Source organism: Janthinobacterium lyxosi (assembly GCF_051380665.1).
In the GTDB taxonomy this organism is placed as follows: Bacteria; Pseudomonadota; Gammaproteobacteria; order Burkholderiales; family Burkholderiaceae_D; genus Janthinobacterium.
This window is the reverse complement of sequence record NZ_JBNYXM010000045.1, coordinates 16,359-27,718: the sequence shown is the minus strand read 5'-3', so window position 1 is coordinate 27,718 and position 11,360 is coordinate 16,359. Positions and strand designations below refer to the sequence as shown.

Below are 11,360 nucleotides of genomic sequence, written 5' to 3'. Positions count from 1 at the left end.
AGTCTTCTGAATGACGAACGGCCCGATCGAAAATTCGACCGGGCCGTCAAGGCAAAACCAAAGCGCTATGCCACTCGAGTTCTACGAAAAACTGCTTAAGTGAACGGCATTAGCGCCTCGGCGCCCTTTTGCTTGACTGCTGCAAGCAGCTTACTCAGCCACGTCGAGCCCCCGCTCGATCATGCCTTCGACATACGCGCGCAAATATTGTTCCAGCGCGGGGCCGGACAGCACGTTGGCCGTCAGCGCGCCGTGCGGCGAGCCTTTCAGCACGCCATCGTGGTACACGCGTGCAATCCAGGCCACGTCCGCGCCCTGGGTGTAATCGAGTTCATAGTCGAACGTTTCACCGCTGACTTTGCGTGTGTAGACTTCCTTGACAATTGCCATCTGAAACAGCCTTTCTTGACGGATTAACTGGGATGCGGGTGCGGCACGGGATCGTCCTGCGGCACCGGATGCACGGGCCCCGGATGGTGCCCGGGCGCTTCTTGCGGCTCCGGCGCCGGCATGGGTTCATCGACAGGCGCCGGATCGGGCGCGCGGTGGGCATCGATGACGGACATGGCTGGTCTCCCTGCAGACAAAGGAAGACCATACCACGAGATGCGCGCCGCTGCCCTTATTTGCCGGCCGGCTTGACGTCGGCGGCCGGCTGCGGGGCGTTCTTCACATATTTCTCCAGCCAGTTGTTGCTTTCATACAGCATCTGCATGATCGATTCGCGCGCGCGGTAGCCGTGGCTCTCGTTCGGCAGCATCACCAGGCGCGCCGTGCCGCCCAGTCCCTTGACGGCCTGGAACATGCGCTCGCTCTGGATGGGGAAGGTGCCCGAGTTGTTGTCCTGCTCACCGTGGATCATCAGCAACGCATCCTTGATCTTATCCGCATAATTGAATGGCGACATGGCTTGGTAGACGGCCGGCGCCTGCCAGAACGAACGCTCTTCCGCCTGGAAGCCGAACGGCGTCAGGGTGCGGTTGTAGGCGCCGCTACGGGCGATGCCGGCGCGGAACAAGCGCGTGTGCGCCAGCAAATTGCCCGTCATGAAGGCGCCATACGAGTGGCCGCCGATGGCGATGCGGTTGCGGTCGGACACGCCACGGCGCACCACTTCGTCGACGGCCGCCTCGGCATCGGCCACCAGCTGCGGCAGATACGTGTCGTTCGGCTCCTGCTCGCTGGTTCCCACGATGGGGAAGGATGGGTTGTCGAGCACGGCATAGCCCATGGACAGGAAGGCGGCCGGGCCCCAGTAACTGACGGCATTGAATTTGTACGGCGAGCCCTTGGTCTGGCTGGCGGCGCTGGCCGTCTTGAATTCCTGTGGATACGCCCACATCAGGGTCGGCAGCGGACCGTCGCGTTTCACGTCATAGTTCGGCGGCAGCATCAATGTCGCCGTCAAGTCCACGCCGTCGGCGCGCTTGTAGCGGATCAGCTCTTTCTGCACGTCCTTCAATTGCGGCAGCGGATGGGGGAAATGCGTGAGCGGTGTCAGCTGCGCGGCGCCCTGCTGTTTCAGGTTGCGCACATAATAATTCGGTTGCTCGGTCGGCGATTCGCGCGTCGACAGCAGGCGGCTGCCGTCCTCATCCAGCACGGCCACCACGTTTTCATAATAGGGCGCGGCGCTCTGGAACAGCCGCTCCTTTTGTTTCGTCGCCAGGTTCAGGCGGTCGATGAAGGGGCGGTCGCCTTCTTTCGATGCGCCCTGGCCGTCGAGCAGGATGGAGTTATCAAGAGCGATCAGCAACCGCGGCAAGCCCGCTGCGTCCGCGCGCATGACGGGCTGGCCCGGATCGTTGTAGCGGTCTTCGAAGGAACCGGCGTACACGAGATCGGCCGGCGTGGCAGGCTGATCCGGTGCATGGTCGGGATAAATGCGCCACTGCTTGACGGCGCGCGTCTTGTACCATGCTTCGCTGAGCAGGGCCAGGTCGCCGCGGCCCCAGGCCACGCCCGCATAGCGCGAGCCGAGCCTGGCCAGCACGGCCGGCTTGGCCGCGAACGGCGCCGCCTGCGTGTAGACGATGTCGCGGATCTCGACCGCCTTGGCCGGGTCGCCGCCATCCTGCGCTTCGGCCCACACCAGGGTGGCGGGTGCATCGACCCGCCAGCTGACGGAACGCACGCCGGCGGACACGGCATCATTCCCCGGCGGCAAGCCTTCCTCCAGCGGCAGGGCCGCCACCGCATGCACCACCTTGCCATTCAGGTCGCGCACGTCAATCTTGTGGCCGAAGTCATGTGCTGGCACGATATACGAATACGGACGCACAATGCTGGTCGTCAGCAAGTGCTTGCCATCGGGCGAGGCCGACACGCGCGAGAACTGGCCGGGCTGGCCCACCAGGCGCTGCTTGCCTGCCACGTCCAGCAAGGCCAGCTGGACGGTAATGTAATGTTCGAACAGCTGCGCATCCTGTTCATTTTTCAGCAGGTCGGGATAGGTACGCAATTGCTTGACGCCACCGCCCGGCACGCTGTCCTGGATGGAAGGACCCGTCGGGATGCCGCTAGCCACGGGCGCCGCGCCCAGCGTGGCCGGCTTCAGCTGCACCAGCAAGGTCTTGCTGTCGGGCATCCAGGAAAAGCCACGGCCATACACGGTCGACAGGGGTGCGCTGGCCAGCTTGCGCGCCGCTTTCGTCTGCACGTCGAGCAGCCACAATTGCACGCCGGACTCCTTCACGCCCCTGGCCGGATCGGCAAAGGCGATGTGCGTAAACGCCAGGTAGCGCTGGTCGGGCGACCAGGCCAGGTCGGCGATGCGGGGCGACGCGGGTAAGCCGCTGACCTTGATCTCCCTCTGCGTATCGATGTCGAGCAAGCCCAGTCCCGTGTGAAAACTGAAACGGCTGGCCGCATACGTGCGCGGATTGATGCGCAAGCCGGCCAACTTCAGTTCCGGCTGTGCCACTTCGCTGATGCTGGGCAGGGATGGCGTGGGCAGCACGGCGGCCAGATTACGTTTCGGACTCAGGCTCAGGGTCGGTGCGCGCGGTGCATCGACGATGGCTTGCAGGGGGGCCGGTGGCATTTGATAGCCGCCATCTTGCGCCATGGCCAGGGACGACGAGGCCATCAGGCCGACCGTGATGGGCAGCAAAGGTAAACGAGTAGACATGAAACTCCAGTATAGGAAGGTGGTGACAAGCAGCGAGCGCACCGCACCGCTCATGGCGGCGCATTGTGACAAGGCATAGTGCGTTCATGCCAAGTAAATGTCAACAAGCAACTTTTACCGTTTAACAAGCATCGCCGCCCGCCCCCATCTCGCTTACAATCGCTGTTTTACCCGCACCCGAATGCCTACATGGAAACCACTACCCTCGCCCTGCTGTTCCTGGTCCCGCTGCTGGTCTGGCGCATTTATTCGCGCCTGAAGAAACTGGTGGCGCGCCAGAAATCGCAACTGTGGCGGCACTGGAGCGTGGCGATCGCGCTTCCCGCGCTGCTGCTGTTCCTGGCGACGACGACGAAATTCGACGTCCTGCCCCTGTCCAGCCTGGGCGCGGCTGCGCTGGCCGGTGGCTGGCTCGGCGTGCTGGGCTTGAAACTGACACGCTTCGAACAGGTCGGCAAGGATTTCTTCTTTACCCAGCATCGCTATCTGGGCCTGACCATCACGATGCTGTTCATCGCCCGCCTGCTGTACCGCGGCATGGAAATTTACCTGAACTCGCGCTTGGACGTGCCCGTGCCGCCGCCGCCATTCGGCCAGAGCGCGCTGACCATGGCCGCCTACGGCCTGGTCATCGGCTACTACGCCGTCTACGCCTGGGGCCTGCTGCGCTGGCGCCAGCGCAACCAGCCCCTGCAAGCCGCCGAGTAAGTCGGGTAAGTCAGTAGTACTGGCACAGGCCTACACAGCTCGTCGCCGCCAGCGCCTGGCGTATCGTCGCCAGCGCTGGCGCCAGGGCCGGATCGAGGTCCTTGTCCGCATCAGCCAGGCTGCTCAGCAGGCGCTCGCGCAAGGATGGCGCCATCAGACTGGCATTCGCCGTGGCGTGCTGTGCGGCCGCTTCCAGAATCCGTTTCTTTTACGCCACGTTCCAGAACGGCACCTGCACGAACTGCAACACGCCAGTGTAGACAACGGCCGCGTTCTTGCTGAACGCGCGTGCGCGCAAACGCTCGGGACCGCTCACTGCGGATGCCGGCTGGGCACTGAATTCCTGCTCCATCAGCGCTATCAAATGGCCATGGCAATGCATGCTGAAAGCAAACAACATGCTCATTTCATCGCCATAATTGGCCAGGTTCTGCGTCACTTGTTCCTTGCGCGCCTGCTGCAGCTCGGCGCCGGACAGCGGCAAGGGCCATGCGAGGCCAAACGCATAGTATGTTTTCCCAAACGCATGGCCTTTTCGCAGACGGCCACACTCTGGTTCACGTCTTGCAGCGCGGCGACGGGCGCCTGGAACAGGCGCGGGCCGTCGGCGATGTAGGCAAACAGCTGCGCCATGGCAGGATCGCGCAGGCGCGGCAAGCCGCTTTGTGGCGGCGCCTTGGTCATCAGCGCTTCCAGCTGGCCGCTGGCTTGCTGGAAATCGGTATAGCTGTCGGCCCAGGCGGCGGGCGCCACGAGGGCGGAGGAAAGGCAGAACAGACGGCCGAGACGGCGCAGCGGCGTGGAAATCGATAGAGACATGGGATCAGAAGAACGCTATTGGATAACTGGCAATTATAGGCAATCTGTATCCACAGTGCATTTAGTTACGTTTTACACCATCACGTTTTACATCATCATTTTCCTAGGCGATGATGGTGACACGCGGCCAGCGCGCGGCATAGTTTTTACTGGCCAGGCGCTGCGCATAGCCGTCCAGACTGATGCGCGCCGGGTTGCGCCGCACCACCATGTCGAACAGGTCATCGAGGCCATGCGGCGCGACGATGCCGATGCCGCCATCGTGTTGCAGATAAAGACCGACGGCGGTGGCAAACTCGGGCCAGGAAGCGATGGCCTCGTCCAGCGAGCGCAGGGGCGGCACCGCGTAGCCAAAGTGGTCTTCGAACCACAGGTGCACTCCCGCCTGGTTGCACACGTCCCACGGCACGCCGGGCAGCAAGGTTGCCAGGCGCTGGCGCAATTCCACCTCGCGCCAGGCTTGCAAATTGTGCGCATCGAAATACGCCACGTCGACGTCGCCCAGTGCCGACGGTCGCGCGTAGCCGTGCAAGGCATCCCACACGAGGTTGCGCACGGCGCCGGCGCCGATGCAGCAGTGGGGCAGGCCCAGCTGCGCCACTGCATGCAGGGCCTGCATGCAGGGCCTGCATGCACCACGGCGTGGCGCCGGCGATGGCGCGCAGGCGCGCCGCCAGTGCTTCCTGGGTGCTCAGGTGCGTGCGCAAGCGCTTACGGCCGGATCTGCGGTGCCACGCCGTCGTGCGCGACCGTGCCCTCGACATTGCCGAAGTACACGTCCAGGTCTTGCTTCGGATGGAAGTTGCGCAGCTTGACTTGCAAGGTGGTGGGGTTGATTTTGGTAAACGTGCCGGGGAAGCACAGGCTGACCAGCTCGTCCGGCTTGCCCTTGATCAAGTTCAAGGTAAAGTCTTCGATGCCACTCTTCCAGGTATTGCCCGTCGTCAAAATGTACGACACCCACACGGCATTGACGAAGCCGCTTTCGCCCTGCTTGGCCGCCAGGCGGTTCCACGTCTTGTAGAAAGCCTTGTCGCCGCAGTATTTCTTTTCAAATGCATTGCCATCGCCCAGGTAGGATGCGCCCGGACCGGCCGCGACGAAGGGCGCATATTGATGGCGCACGCGCACGACTTTCCCGGCGGGAAATTTCTGCTGCCACAGGTAGATGACTTTCACGCTCCAGGCCGGCACCCATTCTTCGTCATACAACTGGGCCAGCAAGCCCTCCTTGATCATGATCTTGCTCTGCGCGGCCGTCAACGGCGCCACTTTCCTGTCGAACGGCGTGTGCGAGGGAAAATACGCGATCTGTGCGTCGGACAGGCCCAGCTGGCGCAAGCGGGCCGTCACATCGTTGCTGTCGAGCTTGGCGACGAAGGTGGTTTTATAGTCCTTGCGCTTGCCATCCACGTCAACAGTAAACTGCTGCGGCTGGCCATAATACGTGGGCGAGCCATGGTAGCCAGCCGCGTATTCGGGCAAGGGGAAAAAGATCGTCTCTTCCACATCCTTCGCCGATTCATTGAGGAATTCGTACTCGACCTTGATCAAGTCCGTGCTCACGCTGAGCACTTCCTTTTTCATGGCCACGACATCGGTCTTGCCGAACAGGATGCCACCGGCGCTCACGGAAGCGATGCCATCGTTGGCCACGGCCGGCGCCGAACACGCCAGCGCCAGCGCGGTCGCGGCCAGAAAAGTGCGTACGCGCATCACGCCACCTTGCCCGATGCGGGATCGACCCTGCGCTGCAGCACGAAAATCGGTTGCGCCCATTGCGTATCCTTTTTCTTCTTGCTGGTGATCAAGGTCAGCTCCGACGGATCGTAGACATCCGTGTTGTGCGTCAACGGCGTCGTCATCAGATATTGCGCTTGCGTATTTTTCAGGAACTCGCCGACCAATTGAATGTTGCGGATGTCGAGGTGGGCAAACGGTTCGTCGATGAAGACGAAGCCGCCGGAACCGTCTTCCGATTTCAGCAAGCCGATCAACAGCACCAGCGACTTCATCACTTGCTGGCCGCCCGACGCTTCGCCATCGTTCATGCCGATGACGCCCTTGCCGTCGAACTTGAAGCGCACGTGCAAGCCCGCCTGCGACAGCTGCACATCGTCGTTTTCCAGGCGCACGGGGTCGGCATGCACTTCGATACCGGCCAGTTCGCCCAGTTCCTTGATGTTCTTGCTGTAGGTCTTGATGGTGTAGCGCAAGCGTTCCATGTAGGCGCCGCGGGCATTGCCCGTCGCTTCGATGGCGCGGTTGTTTTGGTAGCGGCGCTCGTCCGTTTCCGACTGGCGGCCATGCAGCTGGTCCGACAGGCGGTGATGCTGGTCGATGACAGTGGCGTCGAGTTCCCAGTCGTCACGCGCCAGGCTGTTTTGCAGGCTGGCCACGCGCAGGTCGACCTGGTGCGCATTCTGGTGTTCGGCCACGAGAGCCGCGCGGCGCGCGGGACGGCGCCAGCTTTTCGGCAGATGGCGCCACGCATGGCGCAAGGCCAGCAAGGCGCGTGCGTGCTCGGCGCGCTGTTCAATTTGCTTCTTGTAACCGAGGCGGGAACCGGCTTCCGCTTCCGACAAAGCCAGGCGCGCGTTTTGCCACACTGTATCGGCACGCGTGCGCGCCACGGTGGCGTTCTTGGTCAGGTTTTGCAGCTCGCCCAGGCGGCCGCCCACTTCCAGGCGCTCTTCCTTGAGCGGCTTCGAATTGCGCAGCGCTTCGGCGAATTCTTCCTGGCGCGCACTGAGTTCCTTGGCCGCGTCGACGCCGGCGATACGCGCTTTTAACGCGCCCACTTCGGCCGCCAGTTTCGAGATTCCCAGGGTGAGCGTGTCTTCCTGCCCTTCCAGGCCCGGCAGGGAGCGCAGCAACGCTTCCAGGCGGCCGCTGCGGCCGGCCTGGCCGAAGCGGTAGCGCGACGCTTCCACGAACAGGGAGCGTCCGCCGCGGCGTTCGCGGTGATACGCCTCGGGCGTGATCCACTCTTCATGGTTGCCCAGCTTGAAGCCCGCTTCGACGGAATCGACCCGCGCGATGCGCGACAGTTGCTCGATCAGCCAGCTGGGCACGGGCGCGGAAAATTTCACCACTGCCAGCAAGCTCTCGTCTTTCGCCACCGGCGCCGTGACCAGCTCGGGCACGATGAAGTGGCGGTAGCGTTCCTTCTCGGCCAAACGGTAGGCGCTAGACGCATCCTTGGCCTGGTCCAACAAGACCACCGAGGCGTAACCGCCCAGCACGCCTTCGACGGCGCCCTGCCAGCGGCTGTCCGTCACTTCGACGATGTCCGACAGCATCGCGTGGCCGATGCCCGCATCGCGCAGCGCGCGGCGCATGCCGCGCACATTGTCCGGCTCCGGCATGGCCGTCTTGCCTTGCAGCGCGGCAATCGTGGCCTGCTCAGCGGCGATGCGCGCCGACAGGGCGTCGCGCTGCTGGCGCTGCTGCAGCAATTGCGCTTCCTTCTGTTCCAGCTGGGCCGCCACTTCGGCGATATCGCTGCCTGAGTCCGCTGCCAGCTTGTGCAGGCGCTCCTTCTGTTCCAGCAGGCTGTCCAGCGGTTTCAGTTTGGCATTGATCAGCGATAAACGACTCTGAAGGCCAATGGATTCCTGCTCCAACAAAGTCTCGTTCATCTGCGCGTCGGACAGGGCCTTGGCTTGCGCGGCCAGCGCATTGCGCTTGTCCGTCAATTGCTGGTCCGCCTGCGCCATCGGTTTGCGCGCATCGCGCAATTGCCGGCTGGCAATGGCTGCTTTTTCACGCGCCTCGTGGTATTGCAGGCTGGGCAGCACTTCTTCCAGCAAGTTGCGGCGCTCCTTATGCAACCCTTCCCACTGATGGTAATTGGCCACGCGCAGGCGCAAGCCTTCCAGGTTGGTCTTCGACGCCTCGAGTTCCGTCTCGAAGCGTTTCAGCTCCACTTCCGTATCGCGCTGGTGGCGCTTGGCTTCATCGTAGGCGTCCAGCACTTCCTTGTCGCCAAACACCTGGAACACCAGGTCGAGCAACTGGCGCGGCGCGTATTCGCACAATTTGTCCGTCTCGCCCTGCTCCAGCGCCAGCACTTTCGACATGGCGGGCGACAGGCCCGCATTGGCCAGGCGCTTGCGGTAGTTTTCCACACCCAGCCAGTCGTTGGCGTCCGTGATGTCCTCGATCTGCACATTGCCCGGACGCATCAGATACTGGCGCTTCCAGTCGCCGCCGTTCTTCTGTATCTGGCAGAACAGCGTCACTTCATCGTCGCTGAAGAAGCCTGAACTGCGGAACGGGCGGTTCGACAGCTGCTTGCCCACGTTCTTGTTGTCGACCACGGCGCGCAGCCAGGCCGTCTGCTGGCCCGAGTGGCGCGCATAGTGCTTATACGTGCGGCCCATCGAACAGTCGAGGCCGAACAAGGTGCGCAAGGCGTCCAGCAAGGTGGTCTTGCCCGAGCCGTTCTGCCCCGCGATGGTGATGATCTTCGCGTCGAGCGGAATATTCTTGATGCGCTGCCAGTAATCCCAGTGCACCAGTTCAAGTGATTTGATATGAAACATGGGCGCTTTCAGTGAGGGAGGTCGGACGCAGGCTCGTCGCCCGCGTCTGGCAAGTCGCCGATGTCGGCGGACAGGTCGGCGTCAAGATCGACGGCCACCAGGCGCGCCGGCGCCCGCTTGAACACGTCGGCCAGGGCGCCATTGATGATGCGCTCTTTCAAGACGTCCGTATCCATCATCAGGTCCAGCAGCGGGCCTTCCAGGATGAAATCGCCGCGCCGTTCGATGAAGCCCAGCTTGGCCAGGGTGCCCAGATTCATGTCCATGCGCGTCTTCTTGCCCAGCTTGTCGCCGAAGTCGGACAGCAGCGCCTTGTAGGAAATGCCGATCGACGCGTCTTCCGCGCGCGGCAGCGGTTTTTCCGTGCCAAACATGTCGTTCTGGTCATCGTCCGCGTGCTGGTGCGTTTCCTGGCGTTCGCGCTTGGGCAGGATGATCTGCGCCCACAGCACCACCAGCAAGGCCACGCCATCGCGTGCCAGGCCGAAATTGTTGTTTTGCCAGACGTCGCGCGCGCCGAAGATCTTCGGCTCGATGGTGCGCGTCAGGGCCAGGGTGACATGGTCGGCATACACGTTGTCGAGCAGTTTCAAACCGCAGGCCAGCAGGCGCGCATCGATTTCGGCGCGGAACAGCTCGTCGGACAGCACGCGCTTGACGAGCTTGTCGTCGCGGCGCAGGGTTTGATGCGTGAGCAGGCGCGCAATCAGGATTTGGGAATCGTCATTCATCGGCTGTGCCGCTATCTAAATCAAGTGAAACATTCAGTGAAAGCGAGGCGATCGACATGGCCGCCACATGGGGGTCGGTCAGTTGGACCATCTCGTCGGTCGGTGTAAAGGTAATCGGCAAGCGGGCCAGTTCGGCCGTCGAGCCTTGCAAGCTCGCTTCGGACACATCGCCCAGCAGCGGCAGCATCGAGGCGCGGTACGAGGCCACGGCAAAACTGGCCGGCAGCAGGGAATCCTGCACCGGCACGCTCTTCGGTCCCTCTTCGCCGATGCTGGGGAAATTGCCCAGGCTGGCGAAGTTCGACAGGCGTTCGAGCAAGTCATCGAGTTCGAGTTGCATGACGGGTCCGTCGCTGATAGTGGTGGGCGCGTCCTCTCCGCTGGGCAGGCCCGTGTTGATGACGCCTGCCGCCCGTTCGGACAGCAATTCCGTTTCGGCCACGTCGATCATCTCGGCCGGCGTGGAGAACAGGGGCACGACGGGCTGGTCGATGGCGCCCTCGGCCAGGCTGGCCAGGTCTTCATGCAGCAAGAGCCAGCGCTTGATGTCGGTGGTCGACAGGCCCGACTGGCCCAGGTGCACGCGCTGGCGCTCGATCTGGTTCAGGGCGCGCGAAAACATGCCTTGCATGTTCAACAATTTACTTTGCGCGCGGCCGATCGCTTGCGCCGCCTTGTGCGTGGCGCTGTCGGCGTTTTCATCGGAGGTGATGGCCACCAGGATCTGGGACCCCTTCTCCACCCAGTCGCAGGCCATGTTCCATTTCGCTTGCGCCGTGCGCAGGCGGAATTCGGAGCCGGAAGCGATGGCGTCGGAGAATTCTTCCGTCAAGTCCACCAGGCGGCCCAGCAAATGCTGCAATTGCTCGACCGACACGCCGCCCACGGCTTGCGCACCGGCCACCTGCGACAGGAGAAAACCCATTTCCGCTTCGTCTTCCGTCTGGCCCAGGCCCAGCAAGCTGTCGATGGCCGACAGCACATTGCGCGCCATGGGCGTGACGCGGTACACGCCCTGCTGCGCATCCCAGGCCAGCAACTGGTTCGAGCGCAGGCGCAGCAAGACCGTTTCCAGGCTTTCCGGCAACAGATACGCCAGTTTCGTGTTGATATCGGCACGCGTATAGGCGGACGTGGCCGCATCGGACGCCAGCTCGCGCAACACCAGCAGACGCACCAGCACGCCATCGAAACCGCCGTGGAACAGGGCCGTAAACACTTGCAGCAAGGGCTGCGCCCGCTTCAAATGAAAAACTTGCTCGATTTCATCGGCCGAAATATTGGGCTGGAAATGCGCCTGCAAGGAATCGTGATGCTCTTGCTCTGTCTGATTTGCATCCGTAGCCACGGCTGCACTTGCCATTATATCAATCATTCTTTTCCGGATGAGTGTTCAGCGGGCGGCGCAGCGGGCTAACGCGGCGC

The 11,360-nt window shown here is 62.7% G+C and carries 12 protein-coding genes; 1 reads left to right on the top strand and 11 read right to left on the bottom strand.

All coding sequences use genetic code 11. From position 1 onward, the window contains the following. Positions 1-150: 150 nt before the first annotated feature. Genes ACQ4WP_RS27235 through ACQ4WP_RS27225 form a run of 3 tightly spaced genes read right to left on the bottom strand, consistent with a single transcriptional unit; the run spans position 151 to position 3,130 of the window. Positions 151-390, bottom strand: coding sequence for a hypothetical protein (locus tag ACQ4WP_RS27235; RefSeq protein WP_436526131.1), 240 nt, complete (start codon positions 388-390; stop codon positions 151-153). A 23-nt stretch (positions 391-413) separates the two neighbouring features. After that, complete coding sequence (locus tag ACQ4WP_RS27230; protein ID WP_436526129.1) at positions 414-566, bottom strand: hypothetical protein; 153 nt, start codon at positions 564-566, stop codon at positions 414-416. A gap of 56 nt (positions 567-622) precedes the next feature. Next, positions 623-3,130 carry an alpha/beta hydrolase family protein gene (locus ACQ4WP_RS27225; protein WP_436526128.1) on the bottom strand — a complete coding sequence of 836 codons (2,508 nt, stop codon included), beginning with the start codon at positions 3,128-3,130 and terminating at the stop codon, positions 623-625. Between the two features lie 189 nt (positions 3,131-3,319). On the opposite strand from ACQ4WP_RS27225, the gene ACQ4WP_RS27220 reads away from it, so the two are divergent. Then, positions 3,320-3,838 (top strand): CcdC protein domain-containing protein, encoded by a 519-nt coding sequence (locus tag ACQ4WP_RS27220; RefSeq protein ID WP_436526126.1) that lies wholly within the window; start codon positions 3,320-3,322, stop codon positions 3,836-3,838. A gap of 10 nt (positions 3,839-3,848) precedes the next feature. Here ACQ4WP_RS27220 and ACQ4WP_RS27215 read toward each other — a convergent pair whose 3' ends face one another. The 8 genes from ACQ4WP_RS27215 to ACQ4WP_RS27180 form a co-directional block, all read right to left on the bottom strand. Then, entirely contained in the window at positions 3,849-3,992 is a 144-nt protein-coding gene (locus ACQ4WP_RS27215) for a hypothetical protein (protein ID WP_436526124.1), read from the bottom strand. Positions 3,993-4,046: 54 nt separating this feature from the next. Then, positions 4,047-4,277, bottom strand: coding sequence for a hypothetical protein (locus tag ACQ4WP_RS27210; RefSeq protein ID WP_436526122.1), 231 nt, complete (start codon positions 4,275-4,277; stop codon positions 4,047-4,049). Then, positions 4,274-4,657 (bottom strand): hypothetical protein, encoded by a 384-nt coding sequence (locus ACQ4WP_RS27205; RefSeq protein WP_436526120.1) that lies wholly within the window; start codon positions 4,655-4,657, stop codon positions 4,274-4,276. The genes ACQ4WP_RS27210 and ACQ4WP_RS27205 overlap by 4 nt, the downstream gene beginning before the upstream one ends. 103 nt (positions 4,658-4,760) lie before the next feature. Beyond that, positions 4,761-5,276, bottom strand: a complete 516-nt coding sequence (locus tag ACQ4WP_RS27200; protein ID WP_436526118.1) for a nucleotidyltransferase family protein — start codon at positions 5,274-5,276, stop codon at positions 4,761-4,763. Positions 5,277-5,368: 92 nt separating this feature from the next. Then, positions 5,369-6,373, bottom strand: coding sequence for a DUF4424 family protein (locus ACQ4WP_RS27195; protein ID WP_436526116.1), 1,005 nt, complete (start codon positions 6,371-6,373; stop codon positions 5,369-5,371). Then, positions 6,373-9,204: an ATP-binding protein gene (locus ACQ4WP_RS27190; RefSeq protein WP_436526114.1), complete on the bottom strand. Its 2,832-nt coding sequence runs from the start codon at positions 9,202-9,204 to the stop codon at positions 6,373-6,375. Before ACQ4WP_RS27190 ends, ACQ4WP_RS27195 begins: the two co-directional genes overlap by 1 nt. 8 nt (positions 9,205-9,212) lie before the next feature. Further along, a complete protein-coding gene (locus tag ACQ4WP_RS27185; protein WP_436504594.1) occupies positions 9,213-9,935 on the bottom strand; it encodes a hypothetical protein in 723 nt (240 codons plus the stop codon). After that, entirely contained in the window at positions 9,928-11,310 is a 1,383-nt protein-coding gene (locus ACQ4WP_RS27180; protein ID WP_436526112.1) for a hypothetical protein, read from the bottom strand. Before ACQ4WP_RS27180 ends, ACQ4WP_RS27185 begins: the two co-directional genes overlap by 8 nt. Positions 11,311-11,360 lie beyond the last annotated feature (50 nt).